Source organism: Peloplasma aerotolerans (genome assembly GCF_030012175.1).
GTDB lineage: Bacteria > Bacillota_I > Bacilli_A > Acholeplasmatales > Acholeplasmataceae > Peloplasma > Peloplasma aerotolerans.
On the sequence record NZ_JASCXW010000005.1, the window covers coordinates 32,177 to 58,418 of the forward strand.

22 protein-coding genes and 3 riboswitches are annotated in these 26,242 nt (G+C 32.0%); of the genes, 15 read left to right on the forward strand and 7 right to left on the reverse strand.

The window, feature by feature from the left end:
- The first annotated feature begins 200 nt into the window (after positions 1-200).
- Positions 201-274: riboswitch (cyclic di-GMP riboswitch) on the forward strand.
- A 61-nt stretch (positions 275-335) separates the two neighbouring features.
- Positions 336-409: riboswitch (cyclic di-GMP riboswitch) on the forward strand.
- A gap of 60 nt (positions 410-469) precedes the next feature.
- The 11 genes from QJ521_RS02695 to QJ521_RS02745 all read left to right on the forward strand — a co-directional run bounded on the left by QJ521_RS02695 (position 470) and on the right by QJ521_RS02745 (position 17,517).
- Positions 470-1,171: a hypothetical protein gene (locus QJ521_RS02695; protein ID WP_282838878.1), complete on the forward strand. Its 702-nt coding sequence runs from the start codon at positions 470-472 to the stop codon at positions 1,169-1,171.
- A gap of 9 nt (positions 1,172-1,180) precedes the next feature.
- Complete coding sequence (locus QJ521_RS02700) at positions 1,181-2,149, forward strand: hypothetical protein (protein ID WP_282838879.1); 969 nt, start codon at positions 1,181-1,183, stop codon at positions 2,147-2,149.
- Between the two features lie 75 nt (positions 2,150-2,224).
- Entirely contained in the window at positions 2,225-3,163 is a 939-nt protein-coding gene (locus tag QJ521_RS02705) for a hypothetical protein (RefSeq protein WP_282838880.1), read from the forward strand.
- Positions 3,164-3,304: 141 nt separating this feature from the next.
- The gene (locus QJ521_RS02710; protein ID WP_282838881.1) at positions 3,305-3,970 is read left to right on the forward strand and encodes a signal peptidase I; all 666 of its coding nucleotides are present in this window, start codon (positions 3,305-3,307) and stop codon (positions 3,968-3,970) included.
- A gap of 31 nt (positions 3,971-4,001) precedes the next feature.
- Positions 4,002-5,537: a hypothetical protein gene (locus QJ521_RS02715; RefSeq protein WP_282838882.1), complete on the forward strand. Its 1,536-nt coding sequence runs from the start codon at positions 4,002-4,004 to the stop codon at positions 5,535-5,537.
- Positions 5,538-5,555: 18 nt separating this feature from the next.
- The gene (locus QJ521_RS02720) at positions 5,556-7,421 is read left to right on the forward strand and encodes a DUF2357 domain-containing protein (RefSeq protein WP_282838883.1); all 1,866 of its coding nucleotides are present in this window, start codon (positions 5,556-5,558) and stop codon (positions 7,419-7,421) included.
- Positions 7,422-7,442: 21 nt separating this feature from the next.
- Positions 7,443-8,195: a hypothetical protein gene (locus QJ521_RS02725; RefSeq protein ID WP_282838884.1), complete on the forward strand. Its 753-nt coding sequence runs from the start codon at positions 7,443-7,445 to the stop codon at positions 8,193-8,195.
- Positions 8,196-8,206: 11 nt separating this feature from the next.
- Positions 8,207-8,872, forward strand: coding sequence for a signal peptidase I (locus tag QJ521_RS02730; RefSeq protein WP_282838885.1), 666 nt, complete (start codon positions 8,207-8,209; stop codon positions 8,870-8,872).
- Between the two features lie 67 nt (positions 8,873-8,939).
- A riboswitch (cyclic di-GMP riboswitch) is annotated at positions 8,940-9,014 on the forward strand.
- A gap of 60 nt (positions 9,015-9,074) precedes the next feature.
- Positions 9,075-9,731: a hypothetical protein gene (locus QJ521_RS02735; RefSeq protein ID WP_282838886.1), complete on the forward strand. Its 657-nt coding sequence runs from the start codon at positions 9,075-9,077 to the stop codon at positions 9,729-9,731.
- Positions 9,731-10,414 (forward strand): hypothetical protein, encoded by a 684-nt coding sequence (locus tag QJ521_RS02740; protein WP_282838887.1) that lies wholly within the window; start codon positions 9,731-9,733, stop codon positions 10,412-10,414. Before QJ521_RS02735 ends, QJ521_RS02740 begins: the two co-directional genes overlap by 1 nt.
- A gap of 29 nt (positions 10,415-10,443) precedes the next feature.
- Positions 10,444-17,517: a hypothetical protein gene (locus QJ521_RS02745; RefSeq protein ID WP_282838888.1), complete on the forward strand. Its 7,074-nt coding sequence runs from the start codon at positions 10,444-10,446 to the stop codon at positions 17,515-17,517.
- Between the two features lie 49 nt (positions 17,518-17,566).
- Here the strand turns inward: QJ521_RS02745 and QJ521_RS02750 are convergent, their stop codons facing one another.
- The 7 genes from QJ521_RS02750 to QJ521_RS02780 form a co-directional block, all read right to left on the reverse strand.
- Positions 17,567-17,761 (reverse strand): hypothetical protein, encoded by a 195-nt coding sequence (locus tag QJ521_RS02750; RefSeq protein WP_282838889.1) that lies wholly within the window; start codon positions 17,759-17,761, stop codon positions 17,567-17,569.
- A gap of 9 nt (positions 17,762-17,770) precedes the next feature.
- Positions 17,771-18,487, reverse strand: a complete 717-nt coding sequence (locus QJ521_RS02755; RefSeq protein WP_282838890.1) for a hypothetical protein — start codon at positions 18,485-18,487, stop codon at positions 17,771-17,773.
- Positions 18,488-18,489: 2 nt separating this feature from the next.
- Complete coding sequence (locus tag QJ521_RS02760) at positions 18,490-19,224, reverse strand: ABC transporter permease (RefSeq protein ID WP_282838891.1); 735 nt, start codon at positions 19,222-19,224, stop codon at positions 18,490-18,492.
- Positions 19,217-20,074: an ABC transporter ATP-binding protein gene (locus QJ521_RS02765; protein ID WP_282838892.1), complete on the reverse strand. Its 858-nt coding sequence runs from the start codon at positions 20,072-20,074 to the stop codon at positions 19,217-19,219. The genes QJ521_RS02760 and QJ521_RS02765 overlap by 8 nt, the downstream gene beginning before the upstream one ends.
- 1 nt (position 20,075) lies before the next feature.
- Complete coding sequence (locus QJ521_RS02770; RefSeq protein WP_282838893.1) at positions 20,076-20,684, reverse strand: TetR/AcrR family transcriptional regulator; 609 nt, start codon at positions 20,682-20,684, stop codon at positions 20,076-20,078.
- 117 nt (positions 20,685-20,801) lie between these two features.
- Complete coding sequence (locus QJ521_RS02775) at positions 20,802-21,113, reverse strand: hypothetical protein (protein ID WP_282838894.1); 312 nt, start codon at positions 21,111-21,113, stop codon at positions 20,802-20,804.
- A 35-nt stretch (positions 21,114-21,148) separates the two neighbouring features.
- On the reverse strand, positions 21,149-21,652 hold the full coding sequence (locus tag QJ521_RS02780) for a hypothetical protein (protein ID WP_282838895.1): 504 nt from the start codon (positions 21,650-21,652) through the stop codon (positions 21,149-21,151).
- Positions 21,653-21,904: 252 nt separating this feature from the next.
- Here QJ521_RS02780 and QJ521_RS02785 point away from each other — a divergent pair, with 252 nt between their 5' ends.
- From QJ521_RS02785 to QJ521_RS02800, 4 genes are read left to right on the forward strand one after another with little or no spacing between them, the layout of a single operon-like run.
- Complete coding sequence (locus QJ521_RS02785) at positions 21,905-23,203, forward strand: ATP-binding cassette domain-containing protein (RefSeq protein ID WP_282838896.1); 1,299 nt, start codon at positions 21,905-21,907, stop codon at positions 23,201-23,203.
- The gene (locus QJ521_RS02790) at positions 23,203-24,057 is read left to right on the forward strand and encodes an ABC transporter permease (RefSeq protein WP_282838897.1); all 855 of its coding nucleotides are present in this window, start codon (positions 23,203-23,205) and stop codon (positions 24,055-24,057) included. The genes QJ521_RS02785 and QJ521_RS02790 overlap by 1 nt, the downstream gene beginning before the upstream one ends.
- Positions 24,038-24,850: an ABC transporter permease gene (locus QJ521_RS02795; RefSeq protein ID WP_282838898.1), complete on the forward strand. Its 813-nt coding sequence runs from the start codon at positions 24,038-24,040 to the stop codon at positions 24,848-24,850. The genes QJ521_RS02790 and QJ521_RS02795 overlap by 20 nt, the downstream gene beginning before the upstream one ends.
- The gene (locus QJ521_RS02800; protein ID WP_282838899.1) at positions 24,847-26,025 is read left to right on the forward strand and encodes an ABC transporter substrate-binding protein; all 1,179 of its coding nucleotides are present in this window, start codon (positions 24,847-24,849) and stop codon (positions 26,023-26,025) included. Before QJ521_RS02795 ends, QJ521_RS02800 begins: the two co-directional genes overlap by 4 nt.
- Positions 26,026-26,242 lie beyond the last annotated feature (217 nt).

Here is a 26,242-nt window from a genome sequence, read left to right on the forward strand (position 1 = left end):
ATAAAAAAAAATTTTTATAAATATTTCTCTATTTTATGAAGATGATGAGAAAACCTTACATAAGTAAAGTTTCAAAATAGCGCAGATAAGGGTAAAAATTTAGAATCAAAATAAATAGAGTTCAAAAAGAAAATGAGTTAAAAGTATTGACAGCGTTTGCAAAATGAAATATAATTATGGCGAAATGAGTAATTTCATACAAATGTAAAAGGCAAAACTAGGGAAACCTAGCGACGCAAAGCTATAGGGCCTTCAATGGTAGCCAGTTGTCATCTTAAATGACGCGGGCTTTTTTGTTTCTATTAATATAAGAAAAAAGCGCGATAATTCAATAAAAATGTAAAAGGCAAAACTAGGGAAACCTAGCGACGCAAAGCTATAGGGCCTTCAATGGTAGCCAGTTGTCATATCAATGACGCTGGCTTTTTGTTTCTTAAAAAGTAAGTAAAAATAAAGGAAGTGATGAAGGATGCGACTATCTACAGTTCTTGGCATTAGACGAATAAAGTTAAGAAATAGAATATTCTCACTCGGAATCATCATCACTGGGATGCTATCATTAGTTTTTGGGGTTGTTACATTTTATGGACAAAATGCAGGTAACTTCGTCATGTCAGTTGATACAGCAGCAAGACTTAGAGGTATTGTACTATCAACTGATCCAGAGTTTGAAACGAAATCAGCAAGATTAATGAGTGATCCAATCAATGAAGCAAGAGATATTACATATGCATGGCTTAAATTAGATGAGATTACACAAACAAATGGGAATTATACAGATATAGATCACGATTATGTTGCCTATACCTTCTATCTGAAAAACGAAGGAATGGAAACAGTTGATCTTAACTACTATATAAGAATCACGGAGGTATATAACAACTTAGATCGTGGTATTCGCATATTGGTTATTGAAGATGGTGTAGAAACCATGTACATGAAAAGAGATACAATTAGTGGAAACTTCTACCCAGAATATATGCCAGAAGCTGAATACTTTCTAACAGATAATACAGTTATGAGAAAGATGATTGTTAACCTCAAACCAGAACAAGTCAAAAAATTTAGTATCGTTGTTTGGTTAGAAGGTAATGATCCAGATACAACAGATGATTTACTTGGTGGCATGATCAAGATGCAAATGAACTTCACGATTAATAGGCTAAACTAGGTGATCATGATGAGAAAAACGAAAAGAATTTATATTTCTCTTCTAGGTTTAGTTATTTCAATGTTTATTTTCGGTACTGTATCATATGCCTGGATTAGCTTAGCAACGATTAACAATATCGAAGGATTAACATTAACAGCATCATCAGGAAACGAATTACAAATTTCTATAGACGGTATTGAGTTCTCAAATAGATTACCAACTGCAGTCTTAACAGAAATTTTTGAAGATATTAGATTAATTGATTTAACGAGTTTAGATGGTATCAACTTTGAATTAGGCGGATTAAGAGATTTTGAAGGCGTAATAGCAAATGAACACTATTTATCATTTGATTTATGGTTTAGGACAATTAGACCTGAAAGAACGATTTACTTAATTAATAATGTCAATGATCAAGTAGATTTTAATACAGCTATTCAAGGAACTTACGTCGTATCTCAAGGTGTTAGTTGGAGAGCAGATCATTCATTTATCAACGGAGCAACCATGGATGATATCGTCGAAAAAGGTGATATTGGAATCTATCATGCTAGTGACGCGATTAGAATTTCAGTCATTGAATTAAATGATGATTTAAATCCTCTTGATCAAAGAGATGAAGAGGAGTTAAGAAGATTTATATATGACCCTTCTGAAAATCCAAGTAGAGGTTATGGTGTACCAATTGGCATGTTTAGTTACTTTGTACAAAAAACAAAATGGTATATCAAACTTCCAGACACATTTCCAGAAACAAGTTATAGATTGACAAAATTTGATACTCATAACCCTTATCAAGCTTTAGATAATGAATCATGGGTAGCAACACTTCAAGAAACTGATGAAGTAGATAACTTAGGAAGAACTTATTATAAAGCAAAGATTAGAGTTAACATTTGGGTAGAAGGATGGGATGCAGATGCATTTGATGCAATCGATAAAGACACAGTCTTGATCCAACTACAATTTAAAGCGGCTGACAAAGCTATTGAATAAGGATTAACTTAACGAAAGTTAATAGAAATAAAAAAATAAAAGAAAAAATAGAGAAATAAAAGGAGACTAGAAAAAATGAACAAAATTGCAAGAAAATTAGTATTATCGATTTTAACGGTCGTTCTCACAGTGATTGCACTGGGAACTACGACATTTGCGTGGTTTACGTTAACCAATACAGCACAAGTACAACAATTCCAAGCACAAATTGTTGCTGATACCGGTATCGAGATTGCTATAGGTGTTCCAAATCCTGCAGAACCTAACTATGGATTAAACTGGGTTACTACACTTACAACTGCAGCTGTTAATCAATATATTTCAGATGCATATGGTGGAGCATTTAGATTTCAACATGTAACAACAACTGATGGTAGAAGTTTTAGAACTTTAGGTCTTGATGAGTTTGGTAATCCAATTACATCACAAGGTACCACTACTGGTATTCTTGTTCTTCCAATCCATTTTAGATCAGCATCATCAAATCAAATTAGATGGACGGGGGCTTCATTATCAAGCACTAAAGCAGATTGGATAGTTAACCAAACGTTTACTGATGAAACAGGAACACTTATGAATGCTGGTAGTACAGTAGAAATTGATGCATCTGATTCTATGAGAATTTCAGTATTTGGTACTTTAAACGAACCTACTGGGATAGCACTTGCTTATGAAAAACCTGCTGGTGATCGTAATGTTACCAGTCAAACAGGTGACTTAACTAATGGTGGAATTGGTGTTAATGGAGCAATGAACTATTACTTTAGTTCTACAGCTTCTTTACCTGGTGGAGCTGATAATGTTCAACTAGTTCCAACATTAACTTCAATGGTAACTTCACCTCTAGTATTAGATATGGCTAGTGGATTTGCTGCAACAGCTGGTCAAGAATACTATGGTACAGTTAACGTTAGAGTATGGATCGAAGGTTGGGATGCAAATGCATACAACTCAATTCTTGATAGAGTAATTAATGCATCATTAGTCTTTGAAGGCGATTACTTAGCACCTTAATAATTAGTAATCATACATTTCAATAAATAGAGTTTAAAAATTATTCTAGTCGGGTAAGTACAGCTTACAAAAATAAGTTGTACTTACCATCCATCTTGGATAAAACTAGATCCATGTTTAAAAAACAATTGGGGAGTACATATGGAAAAGAAAAATACGCAAGTTGTTAAACGTGTCTTTAAGATTGTTTTTAACACGATATTTTATAGCATGATTGCCTTACTTATAGGTTTTTCAATTGCTACGATGAAGATCAAAAGTGAAGATAACATTGCCAATATATTTGGTGCTGGTTTTCTATCTGTTCAATCAGATTCCATGGAAGGTGACTTAAAAGATTCATTCTTTAAAGGTGACATGGTTTTTGTAAACATGCTTAACGATCAAACAAGAAAAGAACTTCAAGTCGGAGATATCGTTACATATTTTGATACCAATATTAGAGCGTTTAACACCCATAGAATTATTGAGGTTGTTCAAATTGAAGATCAACTTTATTACTTAACAAAAGGTGATAATACATCTGGTGATGATGGTTTACTTCATAGTAACCAAGCACTGGCTGTTTATCGTTCATCTGTTTCAGGTTTAGGTACCGCACTTGATTATTTGCAAACACCGTCAGGATTTGCATTATTTATCATATTACCTGTTGTTATGATCTTAATTTTTGAAGGTGTTGTACTTATTAGGAACATCATGGCACTTAACCATGCGAAACTTGAGGATCAATATACATCTGAAAAAGAGAAGATTCGTCAGCAAATATTAGCTGAAATGAAAAAAGAACAGGGAACACAAGTATAATCAAATCACGTAATGAATTATAGGAGAACGTATGGTAGAATTTGCTCGTTACTATATTAACTTCATTAGAGAATTCTTTGCAAATATCGGTGAATTTTTCAGAAGAATTTTTGAGGCATTTTCCGATTTATTTTTTAGTGGAGTCGCAGATTTTTTTAGAAATTTCATCTTAGCAAGTTCAAATTTCTCATTACTCGATTGGGTAATGGCTTTTCTCGTTCTTATTATCAACATGGCTTTTATTGTATTTTTGACTCTCAAACTATATCAATTAATCAGAAGATATATTAAGTTTTCAGTCATTGAAATCGAAAAAGACGAATTACTCGAAGAAATATCATTCTTAAATCAAAAAACTGTCGAATTAATTGATGAAAAAAACAAGATTTTAGCATTAAAGGTCTCAAATTTAGGTATTTCACCTGAAGATGAAGAACGTATCCTAGGCGAAGATGGTAAAGGTGATGAACCTTCAGGTCCATCAAGATTTGTTAAGTTAATTCAAGTTGATAAAGAATACGAAAACATGGTCACATCGATCCATATGAGAGATGAAGACATGATCAACTTAAACGACTTAGTGAAAAGATTTATTAATTTCTCAGCTTCAAAACTAGGTTTATTTTATGATCGTAAAATTATATCAGCATTCTTTGCTGGTATGGCAGCATCAAAAACAATGATTTTAGAAGGTATCTCTGGTACCGGAAAGACTTCTCTTCCTTACGCGATGGGTAAATTTTTTGGTAACGACTCAGACATTATTGCTGTTCAACCATCATGGAGAGATCGTGCTGAAATGATTGGTTATTTAAATGAATTTACAAAGAAATTCAATGAAACAGACTTCTTAAAAGCAATTTATGAAACAACTTATAGAGATGATATATGTATTATTGTCCTAGATGAAATGAACTTAGCACGTGTAGAATACTACTTTGCTGAATTATTATCCTTACTTGAAATGCCAGATAGTGATGCATGGTTAATTGATATTGTTCCAGATATGCAACCTGGTGACCCAAAGAACCTAAAAAATGGTAAAATGTTATTACCGCAGAATGTTTGGTTTATTGGGACTGCAAATAAGGATGATTCAACGTTTACGATTACAGACAAAGTCTATGACCGTGCGACACCAATTGAAATTAATGCAAAGGCTGCATATATCGATGCACCTGAAACAGAAGGCGTTACTTTCAGTTATGATTATATGTCTGAACTATTTAGACAAGCTTATAAAGATCATCCGATGACCATTAAAGCGGTCGAAAATCTAGAAAAATTAGATGCTTTTATTACCAAGAACTTAAAAGTAACGTTTGGTAACCGTATTATGAAGCAAATTCGTGCATTTGTACCTGTCTTTGTTTCATGTGGTGGTTCAGAATATGAAGCACTGGATTACATGGTAGCACGTAAAATTTTTAGAAAGTTCGAAAGCTTAAACCTTCCATTCTTGCAAGATGAAATCAATGAATTGTCAAATCTACTTGATCGTTTGTTCGGTAAAAACACATTTGTTGAATGTCAAACTTATTTAGCAAACATCAAAAAACAATTCTAATTCTTGTTAGGAGGAACTATGAAAAAAATTAGCGATCTTAGAAAATTTCATGAACAGCTAACAGATGCATTTTATGAGCTAGAAAAAGAAGAAGAATTTCCCAATCATTTTTATCAGGCATTTTTATCAGGGGAAAACAGTTTATCTCAAAAAAGTATATCTGAAACCAAAACTTTTCATGAAGATTGGATAGGGACGATTGAGTCCTATTTTCCAAGTTTAGATAAAATAACAAAAGATCCAAAATCAGGGTTGAAGTATCTTCAAGAAGTTACAGCAATCGAAAAAGCAAAAAAGACCAATAGTGATTCTATTCGTCATTTAGCTGCTAATACGCATTTGATTAAAGAAATTAGAAATCATCAAGTGGTCCCTAAAAAGATCTTAACAACTCAAGCTGAAATTGAATATGCAATTTACGAAAATCGCTTTATTAAAACGTTAGTTGAACGTCTATTTGATTTTGTTAACAGACGATATAAACTCGTAAAAGAAAATGTGGATTCATTTCAAGATAAGCTATTTAACTTGAATTCAAAATTCAATATTCGTGATACAGAAATACAAATGGATATTGATTTAAAAATAAGAGAAGATTTAGGTGATGAAACTGTTAATAAATATAATCACGATGTGTTAAATCGGATTCAAAATTTATTAAAGAAAGTTAATGGTATTAGAGTTTCTCCGTTTATGGAAGAAATTAAAAATGCTAAGCCAATTACACCACCTATTATGAAGACATCAATTATTTTAAAAAATATTGATTACAATAACTGCTACAACTTATGGTTATTTTTAGATAAATATAACACTCTAAGTTTTGATATTGATGTAAAAGAACAAAATTTAACATTTGATAAGTACTATTTAAAAAATATATATCAAACAGCATTAACGACATTTACAACAGTTTATGGAAATCAAAAAGCATTAGAAGACCATTATCAATATTTAGATGTAATGGAATATCAAAGAAAAAGTCCAAAAATCGCCAAAAAGAGTTTAAAAGATATTATAAAAAATCCTGATCCATTGGTTGTTGAAGATAACCTAATGAATCAATACTTCCTAGATCAAAACAAAGAATTATTCAAAGAAAAATTAAATCAAAACGTTGATGAATCTTCGACATATGAAATTGGACTAAGAAAAGCTATTCGAGATACATTAGCAATTACCAATGCATTGTTTGAAGACTATTTTGAATTTAATGATGAAGATAATGATGAAGATATGTTTTTCCAAAGAATGGTTAAGACAGATCTTGAGACTGAACACTTAAAAGCAAAAGATAAAGCAAGGGTTGCCAAAATCATTCGAGAAGTTAAAGAAGTTGATTATAATAATGCCATTAGATTAGAAAAACGAATGCTTAAAGAAATTGAGTATTATGATAAACAAATCGCTAAAGAGTTAAAGAAGAAATCAATTAAAGAATCTAAGAAACAAGCGATTGAAGAAAAAATAAAACTTGAAAGAAAAAATTTAGACAGAAATCAAAAGATTCTTACTGAGTATCTTGAATTCGTAAGTGCTCAAAAAGAAATCTTGACAGAAGAACATCGAGCGGCTCAAGAAAAATTAAGACTTGAGACCAAACGAATCAAAGAAGAAGAATTAGCTTTAATTGAAGTTGAAAAGAAAAAAGTTAGAGAAAAATATGAGCAAGAAATGAAGAAGCTTAAAGAAAAACAACGTATTCAAAAACAAAAAGTTGTTTCTCAGGCAAGAAAAGAGAAACAAGATGAAAAGCGCAACCTAAAGAATGAACAAAAGAAATTAGAAAAAGCTTCCAAAACTCGTATTAGAAAAGAAAAGACAAAAATTAAAAAGCAAATGGATGATAAAATCAAGAAAGAAAAGGTTAAATTAAGCAAATAAAAGGATATAGGTGGTGATTTCATGTCAAACAAAAAATATCAATCACTTAATCGTTTGATTATGATTTCAGTCGTATATTTTATCCTTTCATTAGCCATATTAACATCAGTGATCTATGCTTGGTTTACATTGACAAACATATCAAAAGCAGATTTAGTAGCACAAATTGCAGGTGTTGAAGCAGAGTATCAGTTTTATGTTTATAAAGATGAAACGCATACAGGTAGTTTAAACCCTACTTTAACTGATAATGTGTGTTCCATAGGTCAAGATTTATGTTATGAATATATTCCTAATCCAACGTATTCACATTTGATTGATGGGTATGTTGCTCCTGGTGAAAGATTTTCTTTCGCAATTCGTATAGTAAGCGTTGGTGCAGCTGGTGGAATGTTAAAACTTGATTTAAGTGGTTTAGTTTCAGCAGGGTTTGATATCCCTCAAAATAAAATTCAAAGAGCATTCTTTTATGAAGTCACTAAACTAACATATATTAATAACAATGTAGAATCTAGTGATTATAAAGACCATGATCCAGTTGTCTATTATGCTCAACATTTTCAATACGACCATGATGGTATTTATCCGCTTATTGCCAATGTTCCTATGGGTGTTGAAAATACAAGCAACTCTATTCTTATCGTTTTCTTTGATATATATTTTGATCCTGAAATTTATGGTCAAACAATTGATGGTGTATCACATGAAAACAGCAATATTTTTATGAATCAACTATTTATTATCAACTTTATATTTATGAACATTTATTCTTAAAGGAGTCACACATGAAAAAGATAATTGCTTATACTTTTACAACTATTGCCATCTTAATCTTTATCTTTTCCATCGCAATTATGCTTATAGGTTCTAGAGCTATGAGAAACAATGAACCCTTATATATTTTTGGATATACCTTTTCAATCATCCCAACAGATTCAATGATTGGTGATCAAGATGACTCATTGGATCGTTATGATATAGCTATTGTTCGATCTGCAAGTTTTGATGAAATCGAAATTGGTAATGTGGTTGTTTTTCAAAGTGAGGTAAGTGGTGTAGAAATACTTGTTATCCATAGAGTCATTGGTTTGCATCCTGATGGAGGATATCAGACTCAAGGTGACAATAATGAATTTGCAGATTCTGAACCTGTAACCGAAGAAAATTTCCAAGGTATCTATTATTCAAAAATAACTTTCTTGAAACCGATTGCAAGTATTGCAGTAAATTCAAGAAATCTTATTTTTGGATTACTCAGTGTTGTTTTAATTGTGTTACTCGTTACAGAAGGAACTCATATCATTAGGACAATTAGTAAAGAGAAAAAGGCAGAATTAGAGCAGCAACATCAACAAGATTTAGAGTCACTTCGAGAAAAAGAAAGACAAAAAATAAAAGATCAAATCATGGAAGAAGAAAAAGCTAAAAATAAGGACAAAAGCGAGTCATAACTATTGAAATAATTAGCTTTTTGAAGTATAATTAAATCAAAGATATATATATATATTATATATATCACATAAAAAAGGGCAAAACTAGGGAAACCTAGTGACGCAAAGCTATAGGGCCTATAAACGGTAGCCAGTTGCATCTATTTATTTAGATACGGCTGGCTTTTTGTATTTTTATAAACCGTCGAAAGGAGGCAAGTCGATGAGAAAATATTTGATATCCATCATAACCATTACATTGCTAATAGCATCTATTGCAACTGTGACTTATGCATGGTTTACTTATGTAGAAAAAAAATCACTTGCTACTTTTGAAGCAGGAGAAATATCGATTACAGCTGCTGCCAATGATCAATTGTTGGTTGACAATATTTTGCTTGAAGATTTAGCCTTTATCGACTACCAAAAAGATTTGATAGACGATACAACAGGTCATTTTGATTTAATGGCATCCACATTGACGATTACGATTCAAAATTCTGATCGCTCAGTTTTAACTAGAAACAAAATTGTTTTAACCGAAGAAGGAACTATTGATGGTTTACTTTACTTTCTAGTTTTAGATGGTGTTAATATTGGCGGAACTGAAAATATCAGTACAAATTATCAATCCATGATTCTTTCAGTTATATCTAGTTATGCTACGAAAGAAGAGCAATTACTTGCTATCATGGACCATAATACTTTAGTTCTAGATGATATTTATAACACTGTTATTGGTGCATCCGACGTACTAACATTCCAAATCATATTTTGGGGAGATTATGACGAGTTAACCGATCCAGAGTCATATTTGGATATGATATATAGTTTTAGTATTTTCATTGATACCATCAACTCTAAAGGCGAGGTGGTATAATGACATTTCGACTAAAAACTAGATTAATGACATTATCACTCGTGATTATCCTCTTGCTATCAAGTTCATTACTTGTTGTTTATGCTTACTTTATTAAGAAACAAGATCATGGCATTATCGTTGTTACAGGTGAGTTTACGGTTGAAATTTTTGCATCATTTAATGATGAAGTTATCAACATAGAAAGTCCCTTTTATGATGCTGATAAGAAGATCATTATCGTTAATGCGTATGATCCTGAAAGTGAAAACTATATTGGAAAATTAAAAATTGATATCGCTATAACTCCAGAAGTAGCAGCAAGAGTTAGAATCAAGCTAAAAGATGAATGGGAGCTTACAAGAATATACTTAGACCAAAATCCTGAGTATCCGATTGCTCCAGTTATTGAAAATGTATATCATACGCCAAAAGGTAGTGGTTATTATCCATTTTCATTACTCAAAGTTGACCCATCACTCAATGCTTTATATGATTTACAAGGTTATACATATATCAATCAAATTATTCCTAAGAATAAAACAACAGTAGTTCATTTTATTAATAGTGGTGATCGTTATCCAACACGATCTAATGAGGTTTTCCATGAAATGAGTTTTGTCTACATTGACATGATTGTCGATGTCGTTCAAGCCAATAGATTCGCAGAAAAATGGGGTATTGAACCAAACTTCTTCGGATAATAATTAATTAAAAGAAATGAGGTGACAGAATGAAAAGAATCATGTTAAAGAAAATGATTTTAAGTCTTTTTATTGCTGTCGCTTTTTTGTTTTTAGTTAACCTATTAGGATTTCATGGCATTAAAGGTATTGATTATCAAGAATCAAGTTCTTGGAAGGGTCATGATTTAGGATTTGTTCCTCAATCGGATGTAAATTTTGAAAGTCAATATGTACCATTTGGTGATATTATTGAATCCATTAGTTCAATTGATGTTAATAAGAAATATGTTATTGAATCTGCTTATGATCTATATATGTTTTCTGAACTCAGTAGAGGTCCTCATAAGACAGCATATTTATCATTAAATTATGTGCTCGGTGGACATATCGATTACTATGAAATTGTTCAACAAAACATTAGTTATCGATATATACCTGTTGGTTTCTTAGAACCATTTACAGGAACTTTTGATGGACAAGGTTATGAAATTACCAATCTATTTTTCCAATCAATTTTAAGCGAGGATGACTATAATAATAATTATCCTGGGTTAAGATTTTTTGCTATGTTTTCAAGAGTAAGTTCAACAGGTGTTGTAAAAAATCTAGGACTTATCAATCCAATTATTATCCAGCCTATTGAATGGGGAATTATGGATCACGTTTCCATCGTTGCTGGAGAAAATTTCGGTTTAATTGAAAATGTTTATGTGATCGATGAAAGAGGAACAACAGCTGGATTGAATGTCGAAGGGGCATTTAATATCTCAGGATTAGTCTCCATTAATCAAGGTACTTTTAGATATAGTTATATCGCATCGCCACATATTAAATCTTCAGCAGTCGTCGACAACATTTCTACGCACGTAGTGTCTTACTTAAATCTAGGAACAATGAATCATGTATATTATGATGAATCTATATTAGTAGGTGTTGATACGATAACAACAATTGGTATCGGTTTAACAACTGAAGCCTTTCAAAATCATACTTATTTTTCTGAAGATTGGTTCTTCAATGATTCATATCATGGACTGGCAAATGGATCAAACGGTCATGCGTTACTAACTTTAAATGATACATATCCAATCTTACAAGGCTTAAAAGTTAATGAAACCAAAATGTATATAACAAATGCAGTTGACTTTGTTTACATGAATAAGCTTTTGAATACTTCAGGGTATTTTAGAGATAGTCATTATCAAATCACACATGATATTGACATGAATCAGGTTTCAGCAACCGCTTATCAAGCAGCAAGAGTTGCCTTTACTGGAACATTGTCAGGTTCAGTTTCTAGTGAATCTACAAGACTTTATGAAAGAAATTCAAGTCAAGGTGGAGATATTAATTACCATACGATTCTTAATTTAAGAATCACAATTGCATCAGAAGTTGGTAACTTTGCAAGTTATGCTCTATTCTCGTCTTTCTTTGGAACGGTTGAAAATATTAACTTTGTAAATTACTCAATCGAAACGAGTGGTATTAACAACTATACACATAAAGCGAAAATTCTAGTTGGTTCAATAGCTGGACAAATGAATTCTGGAATGATTCATAATGTACACGTTCATGGAAACATTCATGTGGTCCAATCACCATCAGATATGACAAAACTTTATGTCGGTGGTCTCGTTGGTGAAGGTAGTGGCTTGATTGATTATGCATCAACCAATGGAACATTAGTTCACGATTTGCAGTCCTATCATGCGAAAAGTAGTGGAAGTGCAACCGGAGGTTTTGTAGGACGATCAAATGGCTTAACGGTTGAGTATGGTTATAATGCGTTAGACATAACTGGTTTAGGTTACTTAAATATGAACACATCAGTAACTTATATTGGAGGCATCATCGGTTTTGGTCAAATCGACTCTATGTTAAAAGTCATCAATGAAGGATTGGTTTTATCACATGATGAAATGGGATATCTTCATACTTTATATGCAGGTGGTATTATTGGTCTTAGTTCGAATCAATTAGGTGCGATTAAGCAAATCTACAATGAAGGTAATGTTGATGTGATTGTAAATAATCCTTTAACACTGACTTTAGCTGGATTTGGCTTTGTTGATGGTTCTAATAAAGAACTTGAATCTAGATATGAATTTGTTAGCATTACCAATAATGGACGCTTAAGAATGGTGTTACCAAGTGGTAACAATTTTAATCAAAGTGAATTAGGACAGTTTAATATACGAATGGCTGGAGTTGTTATAGCTGATCAAGTTGATGCAGCTTTTTATGGCTTATTTAATGATAGAAATGTCGGAATTGACATGAGTTTAGTCAATCAATATGCTGGTGTTCTATCTATAGAAAATACGACAAATTCTTCAGTTACACAAGCCTATAATACTGGTTTAATTAATGTGGTTACAGAAAATGTGATTACAGATCAAACTGTAAAAATATCAGGTAACATCTTAGGCTCAAATATGGATTATGAACACTTACGTAATGAAGGAGATATCAATATCGAATTCAATCATAATACGACATTTGCATCAGGTAATCTATATGTCTATGGGCTATTTGAAGAAGTTAGCCAAAATAAAACAGCAAACAATGGTTTCAATGGCGGTCATATCTCTATCATTCAAAATCAAGCAACAATCATTAACTTTAATGTGTTTGCATCTGGTGTTACACACGCTAACAAAAACACAAACTATTTTTCAGAGCACGATATTAATCATATGTCTATTGAGAATATTACAGGCATTCATGGTTCAATAGATAACGTATTAAACCATGGGAACATTCTCATTGATGGATCATTTAATGGTTCAACAAGAGCATCAGGAATCGTGATGATTAATGAATCATTATTAACAACAGCAATCAATTTGGGGAATATCATCAATCATAATGATATCGCATTAACGAATGGTGAAGTCGCATCTGCTGGTATATCATACCTACTTGCAGGTCAATATGCCCAAGTCAAAGACTCTGCAAACTACGGTAGAGTAGAAGCGCTATCTTTAACAACTAACGGTTTTGCACATGCTTCAGGTATTGTTGTAAGAAATGATTTAAATGCGAACTTATCTGTTGTAAGTAGTGGCACACTCAGTAAATACGCTAAGATCCTATTTAGCATTAACTATGGCGACATTTATGCCTTTAGTGGTAACGATGAATCAGCATATGCCATAACAAGTGAAACAAGATCAAAAGCCTCAGGTATATTTGCCTCAGGTCTTTTAACCATTATGAATACCATCAACTACGGTAATGCGTATTCTAAATATTTAGCTGCGGGTATCTTTGGATTTGTCTATTTAAATAGATTTGGAACAATCCAATCTAATCAAGTCTATATTGCTAATAATATGAATTACGGGAAAACTAGACAAATAACTGGATATGTTTCAGATTACACCATCAATATGATGAGTATTCCAACAAGAACTTCATTCAATGCATTTTCATCATTTATTGGTAAATTCCATACTGGAACAACAACTTGGGAATTCTTATCAAATTCATCTTATGCTTTATACCCACTTGATTTAATTAACTTTGGGTTTAATCATAACTTTGATTCAATCGCAAACATGCTAGGTAATGCACCAGCAACAACGATGGATCCAAATCTCGCTGGTGGGGATCCTAGAGGTCAAGGTAACACTTTACTAACTGCGATTGTAGAAAAACTATCAACAACCAATTTAAATGATCAATCGATTGCACCATTCACACCTAAAGAACTAGGAGAGCATCCTAAAGTTGCTATTTACGGGATGCCAATACCAAAGTATCAGATGGATGAAACAACAGCAGGTGTTTTCAATCCACTATTTATCTTTAGAAGATTACCAGTAAGAACATCTGGTCCTGATCAATATTTAAAAAACTATTTTGCTTATATGCCTTTAGATAAAGCTAATAGTGATTTAGTCGACCGACTAGAAGAAAACACATCAAATACATATATGGGACTCTATGTTTTGTCCAGTAGTGAAGGGATTAATAATGGGATATTTATTCCAGATCATCTTGATTTAGAAACGCTTAATCCACATCATTTAAATGAGGATCCTGATACAACATGGCTTGGAGTTAAAGAAGATTCTAATAGTATTATCTATAAACTAACGATTGGTATGAGCCAATTAGAAATGACTTATGCAACGACAATTTATGATTTAGAAATTATGCAAGTTGATTCAAATGGCAATCCAATTCAAAATGGATTAACGTTGAAGAAACCAATCATTGATGAAGATCGTGGCATGATTACTTATTATTTGCCAAGTAATGCATCAATCATCAATCACATTACATCTAGTCAAGTTATGACAACAAGTTTCGTAGAAGCATCAGAAGGTGTTGGACGTAAAGTTCCAGATTACTATGATGCTAATTTAGGTGACTGGGTTTATAAATGGGTTGGAGATTATAAAAAAGTTGGCGATGATTACGTAGCGATTGGTCCATATGATACTGTTGGTACACATCATGTTACTTTCAGTTCTATTCAATACGAAATAGAATACAATAGATCCAATGAAATATTAGTGCCTGTTTATTCAAGATCACCTGTACTTTCAAATATTCCAGGGTTAAATTATGTTCATAAACATGTTGATCATATTTATAGCTGGACAGGTAATCAAGGCAACTATCGTTATATTGCTACAGGATATACAAGAAGTACTGCAACACCTGCAGATCCAGGATATGGAGCATATCGTTTTGTCACGCATTCTAACCCAGGAACACAAACATTACCCTATTACATTAATGGAACTTATGAATATGTAGGTCCAAGTAAAGAACTTGTTACTTATGTTGAATCAGAACAAAGCATTAATACAGTTTTTGATGATGCTGGTGTTTATTTCCAAGCTAATTTAGCACCAGATACTTACATGCTAGCTAATGGAGCAACCTTCTATGAAAACGGATCTCCTATCTTAACTTCTACAACCATTCCGTTATCCTATGGTATATATGATAGTCTAAATGATGCGACCACTGGTGAGTTGATTGACAAATTAGAATATCATTATGGATCAGTAAGAGTTTTTTCTGATCAATACGATGGTATGAACCCTAATACTTATAGAGATTATCAAATTCGAATTATTAGAACTGCTGATCAATATTTAGATAGCTTAAATACATTATCTGTTAATGGTATCAATGCAATGCCATCATATAGTGATTTTAGAGACGTCATTGCCACACAAGATATCCATTATGAAAAAGATGGAGATTTAGGTGTACTAAGTTTCTCTTACAGTATTTTAAATGCATCTAATGAATACAATGTTTTACCATTAATCAATTTATATCATGATGTAACTGATGAAATGATTGACAGATCACTTTATATCCTATTAAGTGGTGTTGTTGTTAATGAGAACCAATTTAATAACTTAACAGGTGTTTGGGGGATAGGGGTAACTGTAATTGATTTTGAGGTTACTGATAAACTACCAAGTGGTGCTTATCGACTTGAGCTTGAGCTTGTTACTGGTGAAGTCGCGATGATTCACTTTAGTAAAATTGAAAGTTCTAATGGATTCTTGCTGGATATTACCTATCAAGGAAAAGTTGTCGTTCCTCAAAATGGAAATATTTTCTCAAATATACCATTTGGGATTCATTACCTAACATCAGATGAAAGTACTCATATTGTCAATTTTACAAATCTAGAATCACTAACAAACATATATGAAGAAGATTTGACAAATGGGTTGTTGCCTGATTATTTAGAAAATATGACGATATCTCCTTTTGCTACATTGATTTCTGTTGATTTATCAATTACCATGATAGATAGTTATCGTTATCGCTATACAATCACATATGATATTGAAGCAGAAGATGGTACGCCATTTACATATACCCATGTTTTAGAAGAAAATGAAATATCAACGACACCAGAATTTGTTTATCAAAATGGTGGTGAAATTGAAAAACCTTATGGAGATTTAATGATTGGTTATAATGAATCACCAACCATACGTGTTGAGCTAGATACAGATCGTATTTATTTTCCACATGATGAGGTTCTCAATATATATGCTACATTTACGCCAGAAAATGGAGTTGATCAAGCAATTGAAAATCAACATTATTTCATGTCATTAATTTCTGGTATTGGTTATCAAGTGGATTTTAATAAAAACACACCTATTGGATATTATCAAACACATGCTGAATATGAATATACGATTAATCTTTGGGGTCAGTCTTTTACTTGGGTATATGTATTTGATACAATATCTGCACACAAGTTAAAGAATAATGAGAGTATGCTTTTAAATATTACGTTTGTATCTGATACAGTATTTTCTGGCTTTAATACGATTGTTGATACTGAAGTTATTAATGAACCAATGTATATCAATTACTTACAACATCCAGAAACAAGAAAAATGTCTGTCTTGCCAACAACTGGTATTTTCTATGGTGAATATGCAAACTTACCTGATTATTGGATTATTGGTCAAGTGCAAAGAACTTCATTAACTGCTTATACACCAAACTTTATCTTACCTGATGGAGCAATCATCCGACGTGTTGTTGATCAAGAAAATATAGGTTATGAGTATCAAAGTATCTTATTAACAACAGATTTTGAAGGAACAGATGGTGTGATTAAGTACATTCAATATCGTGTCTATGCACATGATTATGATGACAATCCTACAAATTATACGGATTATTTTGTAGCGGTTCAAGATGTTACGAATAATATTAGATTTAATTTGACAGTGATTAATGATACTGATGAGATTTTTGATAAAATATTTGTTAAGATCAATGTATGTCGTGTTCTAGATGAAGAAACACCTTGTACAATCAACGATATGATTTTATCTATGAATGCTTTATCATATTATGATGCAACAACAGATAGTTATATCAATAACCAGTTCCAAACCACCGCATACGGAGTTTACTTAATCTATGTTGACTTACCTGTTGGTTATACATTTAGTGTCCAAGTTCAACAAGTATCGATTGATGGCAGTCAATTTTTCTTAGAAGACTCAGTTCTTCCCCGTAAGTATTATGTTACGATTACCATCATTGAACAAGCATATGATGAAGCATGGGGCTATCAAGAAATCATTGATTATGAACCACAAGATAATTAACAAAAAAAGTTATGAAAAAAGGACCGTTTTGGTCCTTTTTTTGTCTTACTTAGCCTAAAATTAAGATGCCACCGACAAGTGCTGCTATACCGAAGACAAGAATCAAAATATTAAAACCTGTCTTTCCCATCATTTTAATAAACATTTTAGATTTTGCGTTGTTGTAGAAAAATGGGAACTGAAACAATAAACCTGCTAACATGAATGCTCCATAAATAATTAAAATTATACCTAATATTTCCATGATCTCCTCCTATATATTAACTCTTTTTGTATAGAGCTTGAAAAACAATAATCCAATGACGATATTGACGATACATCCAATAACAAAATAAATCCATGATGCAGAAAAGAAAAACTCAATTGGTAATAACTGCATCGACACAATTCTTGCTGTCCAAAAACCAGGAATTATACCTAAAAGTAATTCAGTCCAGTTCGTTAGGAATAAAGCTGCAATAGGTACTAATAAGATAATCCCGGATAACTTCATAAAAACAAAACCTTCAACTTTGTTCGTAGCAAACGAATTAATAAACAAAGCAATAATAGGGCCTTGCATCGGTGCTAAAAGGATAATGAATAGGAAGTCTATTAAAGATATCGAATTTAAAAACCCAGTTACCAAAATTAATAGCATTGTTGCTAGGACGCCTAGCACATAACTAATGGATAGTTTGATTGCTACATAGTATTTGACGTTAATTGGTGTAATTCTTAAGGATAATAAGACTTTATCATCTTGATCATCTAGTAATGTAAATCCAGTAATCGCACCAAACATAAAGCTATTCATTAAAACAAAGATTAAAACAACGATATCTGCAGCAATTTGACTATCTAAATCTCTTAAATAAGGAACTAGAAAATAGGCGATAACTGCCATAATGATTGGATAAACAAGTAAGAATGTATACATTTTATCTCTCGTCATGCTTTTTAATTCGTGAATAAATACTCGATTAAACATCATTACACCCCACTTTGCTTAACAGCATAAGCTTTAAATTTTGGTAGAATAAAGTATTTGTACCCTAATATACTTCCACCAAACAATAAAACGAATGCGATGATTGATTTTACTGCAATATCTGCACCAAATCCTAATTCAATCAGTTTGGTTGCTGATTGTGTAGGTGCGATCAGTAATATATGTTCCCAGACTTCACCTTTGAAAACCAAACCAAAGAAATTTAATGCTGAAGGTATTAAAAATACAAATGTATACATCATTACACCAACAAGCATAGATGTGAAATCTTTAGAATAAAATGAGAACACAAAGCCTAATAAACTATGAAAGAAAATCGATACGATTAGAGCAATAATAATAAAGATCCAATTGACCTCAACACCTTTAACAAGATGAAAGACTAAGATGATTAAAAGTGATGATAATAGGTTATGGATTGTGTTCGCTACCGCTTTTGATAGGATGAGTTCTTGATTGGTAACAGGTGTAACAAGCATGGTTGAAAATGTTGATTCTGTTTTTTCAAAAAACATCACTGCTCCAATAAAGATGATTGACATCATGGTTGCATCAACGATAATAACAAAGGGTAACATGGCTGCTAGTATATCCATATCATCGATAAAGTATAGAAGAAGAAACCATAACAAAGCTACAACAAAACTAATCGTTGTTACATTGTATTTGTTTAATCTTTGCAATTCTCCTTTAACCAATATTAAAAATCTACTCATGGTTCAATCCTACACCAGTTACATGGATGAATATATCTTCTAGAGTTGTTTCTCCACTATGAAGGGTTTCGATATCTTTGGTTTGAAGTAAGTTTAAAAATGTTTGGTTTTGACCAATACCGTCCATAGGGAATTCTTCAATAACTGTCTTTCCATTTTCTTTATATTCAAGTTTCATGGTTCTTTTTCCATACTTAAGTTTTAAGTTTCTTGGTGTATCCATTTCTTTGATTTGACCGTCGACAACAAAAGCTACACGATCACATAATTGATCGATATCAGACATAATATGACTTGTGATAAATACAGTTCCACCATCTTTTTTAAATTCTTTAATCATATCTTTTAAAATCATAGCGTTTGTTGGATCAAGACCATTTGTTGGTTCATCTAAAAATAACATTTCAGGAGAGTTGAGCATCGCTCTAACAAAGTTAAGTCTGATTTTCATACCTTTTGAATACTCTGAGACCATCTTATCTTTATCTTCCCATAAACCTACACGCTTCATTAATTTTTCTATATCATTATTTTTCTTATACAGTTTTAAGAAGAAGTTGATGTTTTCCATTGCTGTCATTTTTGAGAAATGGATTGGCATTTCAAAGCTAACTCCAATACTTTCAAAAAAGGAATCATTGATTTCAGCAATATTTTGATTGTTATAATAAATTGCACCTTTGTATTGATCTAAAAGCTTTATTAAAATCTTTTGTGTTGTACTCTTGCCAGCTCCGCTTGGCCCTAAAAATCCAAAAATCTCACCTTTAGAGATTTCAAAAGATATACCTTTTATGGTTTCATCTTTATTTTTTGGATACGTAAAATGTAAGTTTTCTACTTTAAACATGTTATTCGATTCCTTTCTTGAGAATGTCAATGAGTTGATTGACAATATCTTCTATATTTTCTAGATGAATATCGTCTTTTAAATACTCATCTAGCGTAACTTTATTCATAAACTCTAAAATAAAATTAGCGAGCAATCTTGGTTCAATGTCCTTCCTGATTCGACCAAGTTTTTGATCGCATTCGATAAAACCTGCATACATGGTAACAGCTTGCTTAAGACCTTCTTTAACTCGAGGACTTTGCTTGTAGTAATCTGAATCCATCATTTTTTTTGCTGCTTTGACTAATCTAGGGTTCTCTTTTGCATAATAGAATCCTTTAATGTAGATTTGATAGAAGCGCTCTAAAAATGGTAAATCTTGGTTAGATGTAAATAAATCACCCCAATATTTAAACTTGTTCATAGCAACATAAGTCAAGAAGTAATCAAATAGGTCGTTTTTATCTTTAAAGTACTGGTAAAAACTACCTCTTGGAATTTGAGACTCTCTAATGATATTTGCAAGATTTAAGCTTTCATAAGCATGAAGTGATAGTTCATTTAGAGTCGCATCCATTATACGTTCTTGTTTTTCTTTTGGTAAGTTAAAAAATGTTTGTGTTGGCATAGATTCACCTCAATGTGACAACCTTGTCATATTGATATTGTACACCAAAAAATACAGGTTGTCAATAAAAAAAGAAGAGAACCCGAAAGTTCTCTAATGTAGGTGAATATATTTTATTTATTCTTCTGAATCTTGGCAACAATCGTCGTCATGATCTTTGCAACAATCTTCATGTTGTTTTCTTCGCATGACTAAGACTTTGTATAAATCATTTTCAATCTTGAATACTTCGACATTTTCGATATCTTCAAGACCATTGACATATTCAACCATTTCGGCTTTGTCAGTAAATAACTTAACTTCTTTTTTCATATGCATACCACCATGTCTACGCTTTTTATCGTAGTTAAACGGCCCATGCTCTGCAATATCTTTAAATCTTTTTTTAAACTCTTCTTTATCGATTTCTATGATCTTTTTCTTTTCCATAAGATCTCACGCTCTCTCTCACCTACACTTATATCTTATTCAGATTCAGTGTCTGTGTCAAGCGAGTTTGTTTTTATGGTACATTTCCCATTTTTAATCTCATGCATTACCCATGTCAATCCAATAACGATTAAGATAAGTGAAAACAATTTATAAGGTAGACCTGCTAGTGGTAATGCAATGACTGAAAATGCGATACCAACAGCTGCGAAAAATGCGATGACACAAGATGTACAACCATAAGTTAGGATACCGAAGAAGACGGAGAAGAAGCCAAATTTAGCACCTTTACCTTCTTTACCTTTAAGTTCAACCATCGCAGTACTTAAGTTCATTAATAATGCACTTAAAAATGACATTGTGAAGTTTAGAACAATGTTAATGATGACTAAATATAATCCATATGTAGAAATCATATTGATATAGGACATATTGAGCCCGTCAACCAATGTATAAATTAAGAGAAATGTCAAAAAAAATAGAGAACCTTGAATGATATATTTTTTTGTTTTCTGCAGTTTGATTGCTTCTGTTAACATATAAATGCTCCTTTTTAATAGTTTATATCTTCCATTTATTTAAGTATAACATAGAGGGGTCTATTTTTTGGCGAAATTGCTATGCCATGATTTAACTTTTAATATTTATATTATTATCATTGACAAACAATTCATATCTTATATAATATATGTGTTATGGTTTAGATAAGGTTAACGAAATGTTTATAAATAATAAACATCTACATGTTTTTAACGCTTAGCGTTTAACACAAGTAAACTTGAGGTGAGCATATGGCAGCATTAATTGAATTAAAAGATATAACAAAAGAATTTAATGGTCAAGTCGTTTTACGAGGTATCGATTTAACTATAGAACAAAATGAGTTTGTAACCCTATTAGGACCATCTGGTTGTGGTAAGACAACAACACTAAGAATTATTGGTGGGTTTGTCGAACCTAGCGCTGGAGAAGTCCTTTTTGATGGCAAAAACATTTTGGATACTCCTGCTCATAAAAGACCTACAAATACTGTGTTTCAACGCTATGCATTATTCCCTCATTTAGATGTGTTCGAGAATGTTGCTTTTGGCTTAAGAGTTAAAAGTGATCCTTTATCGACTTTAATGCAAATCAGACAACTACAAGATGACTATCAAGAAAAGATTAGAAAATTAAAAGATAAATCGGAGATTCATAACTTAAAGAAAATGCTTAAAGAAGAAATCAAAATACTAAGAGATCCTAACTCTGATCGAAAAAAGGAAATTTCAAAACTTCAAAAATCTTTAAAAACGTTATCTAATCTCGATGAACAAGAAAAAATTAAGAATCAAATTCAAGAAATCAAAAATACATTCGTTACTAAAAAGACTAAAGAAAAAGAAATTCAAGATAAAGTCAGTAAATATTTAAAGATGGTTGGACTTGAAGGATATGAAACAAGACCAGTTCATAAATTATCAGGTGGTCAACAGCAAAGAGTTGCCATTGCAAGAGCTTTGATTAACGAGCCTAAGGTTTTACTTTTAGATGAACCACTCGCTGCTCTTGACTTAAAATTAAGACAAGAAATGCAATATGAGTTAAAAGAGATTCAAAGAAACTCTGGGATTACTTTCTTATTTGTTACGCATGACCAAGAAGAAGCTTTAACCATGAGTGATAAAATCGTTGTTATGAATCAAGGTGAAATCTATCAAATCGGAACACCTGAAGATATATATAATGAACCAGCGAATACGTTTGTTGCTAAGTTCATTGGGGAATCGAATATTATTTCTGGGACGATGAAAGATGATTATTTAGTATCTTTTGATGATGTGGATTATCCATGTGTTGATAAAGGTTTTGCTCGTAATGAGGCTGTAGATATCGTTATCCGTCCAGAGGATATCGATATTGTAGAAAAAGGAAATGGGTTATTAACCGGACTTGTAGATAGTATTGCATTTAAAGGTGTACATTATGAGATTGATGTAAAAACTAAGGATAGAATCTACACCATCCATACAACAGATTATGCAGATGAAGGTTCAGAAATTGATATTACGTTTGGACCTGAAGATTTGCATATTATGGAGAAATGGTAATGCAAGCAAATGCATTAAGGGTTAAAAATAAACCTAAGAAGAAGCTAGAATTCTTCTTAAGTATCCCCTATTATTTTGTTTTAATATCATTGGTTGTTGTTCCTATTTTTCTACTCGTTATCTCATCATTTCAATTTGATAATCGAAGTGGTATCTATCCAATTAGTTTTACATTTGATCATTACCTTGATTTTTTAAGAGCAACAGCATTTGTTAGAGCAATGACAGCATCGCTTTGGATTGCTGCAGCAACAACTGTTGTGACATTAATGATTGGTTATCCATTAGCTTATATTTTAACAAAGATGAAATTAAGGACTCAAATTGCATTGCTTTTATTAATTAATGCTCCAATGTGGATCAACATGTTATTAAGAGTTAGAGCGTTAGAACAAATTATGCGAATGTTCTTCCCTTATTTAATTGATACCGTACCAGGTGTTGTGTTAGGACTTGTATATGTTTATTTACCATTTATGGTTTTACCAATCTACGCAGTATTATCAAAGATAGATCCTAATTATTTAGAATCATCTGCTGATTTAGGAGCAAATAAATTTAAAACCATTGTTAAAGTTGTTATTCCTTTATCATTATCAGGCGTTTTAGCAGGAATACTTATGGTATTCTTACCAGCAGCAACTACAATTATTATTCCTCAATATTTAGCACCTAGTCAAAATATTTATATGATTGGGACATTAATTGAAAAGAGTATTATCAATAATGGAAGAATTAGTTATGCATCAGCGGTTGCGATTGTTTTATCGATTGTAATTCTTGGTATTGTTTATTATATTAAAAAACTTGATCGCTATAAGGGGGTTAATCAAAATGAAAAAGAAACGTATTAACCCTACGCAAATCATTTTTATTATTTTAGTATTTCTATTTATTTACGCACCAATTATTTCTATTGCGGTTTTCTCATTCAATGAAGCGAACTCATTAACAAGATGGTCTGGTTTTACACTGCAGCGATATGTTGATCTATTTACAGACCGTGAACTATTTAATTATAGAAATCCAAGGGAAAGTATTGTCTTTATGACATTATGGATTGCAATTGTATCAACATTGGTTTCGACTGTCTTTGGAACGTTTGCAGCCATTGCTTTAACGAAATCGAAAAAAATAATTAGAGATTTAACGATGAGTGTCAATAACATTCCAATTGTTAGTCCAGAAATCATTACTGCAGTCTCTTTAATTGTATTATTTGGTGCACTACAAATTGCTCCTAGTTATAATACGATGTTAATCGCACATATTGCTTTTAGTACACCCTATGTATTAATAACAGTGTATCCAAAAGTAAAAAGCTTAGATCCAAATATAGCAGATGCAGCCTACGACTTAGGTGCTTCACCATTTAAAGCTTTGATTAAGGTTATCCTACCTCAAATTAAAGTAGCAATTATCGCTGGTGCGGCTATTGCGTTTACCATGTCATTTGATGATTTTATCATTTCATACTTTGTTGCTGGATCATCAGGGGATAAAAATATATCGATTTACTTATATACGAATCGTTTAAGCCCCAAACCTATTATTAATGCATTATCCACCATAATTTTATTGATTATTGGTGGTAAAATAACCTATGATTATTTCAAATCTGGGAAAAAGATGGAGGAATTAGAATGAAAAAAAGTTTTTTAATGATCTTATTATTGACACTTACCTTATTATTGGTATCATGTGAAACAGGACCAGTTTTGAGGTTATATAACTGGGGAGAGTATATTGACGATGAATTAGTTGAGCAATTTGAAGCAGAAACTGGCATACGTGTTAAACAAATTGCGTTTGATTCAAATGAAGTTGCGATTACTCAAATCAAAGGTGGAAATCAATATGATTTAGTAATTCCAAGCGACTATGCGATTGAGCAATTGGCAAGTGAAAGTTTAATCATACCCATCAATTGGACAAAAATAACAACATTTGATCCTGAGACTGATTTAGCTGATGGATTGGATTCAATATTGGATACATTAGAAAGTGGAGCAAACGGTTTTGATTTATTAGAATATGCGGTTCCATACTTTTGGGGCAATGTAGGCGTTTTATATAATACTGAAATAGTCGATGAAAATGATTTAACAGGTTGGGATGTTTTAAAGAATACTGACTATAAAGTTGCCTTTTATAACAGTTCAAGGGATGCCTTTATGCCTGCTTTAAAATCTATTGGTGCAGGATCGATCAACCATCCTACAACAGCAGAATTTGATGCAGCAGTTGCATGGCTAAATGAAGCTTTGACAGCACAAACTGACGTGATTACAGATGATATCTTTGAAGCAATGCTACATCCTGCAAGATATGATCTAGCTGTTGCGTATTCAGGTGATGCAAATTATTTAATGTCTGAAAATGATACGTTAGGATTCTTTGTCCCTGAAGAAGGAACAAACATTTGGGTAGATGCATTTGTTATACCTGTTCAAGCAAATCAAGATTATGCATATCAATTTATTAACTTTATGATGTCTTATGAAGCTGCACTACAAAATACAGAGTATGTAGGATACTCTACACCTAGAAAAGATGTGTTTGAAGAAGTTTTAGGTGTTGGTGGTGAGTTTGAAGACTATAGTGATTCTTATAACGTAAGAATTAGTGTAAACGATGAAGTCTATCGCTACAATGAAAGCTTAAAGCTTCAAATGGATACAAAATGGCAAGAAATTCTAGCAAACAAGGGTTATGATGATGATGGATTAGGATTTGCTGCTATTTTAACCATTGTATTGATTGGCGTCATTGTCGTCACGACAACAGGATATTCAATTATTAGAAAACGAAGAAGAACATAATATGTATAGAAAGTGGATCTTATAGATTCACTTTTTTTATGAATAAAAAGAAAGAAAATCAAATTATTTGTCTCATCAAAATTTATGAAAGCGTATGTCAAAAAACTATTGACAACGGTTTCACATCATGGTAAAATAAATCTAGATATAAACAGTGTCCGTATATAAAGACGGTTTAGAGTTAGATATTCTTTAAAGATTCTAAACTCAAATATAA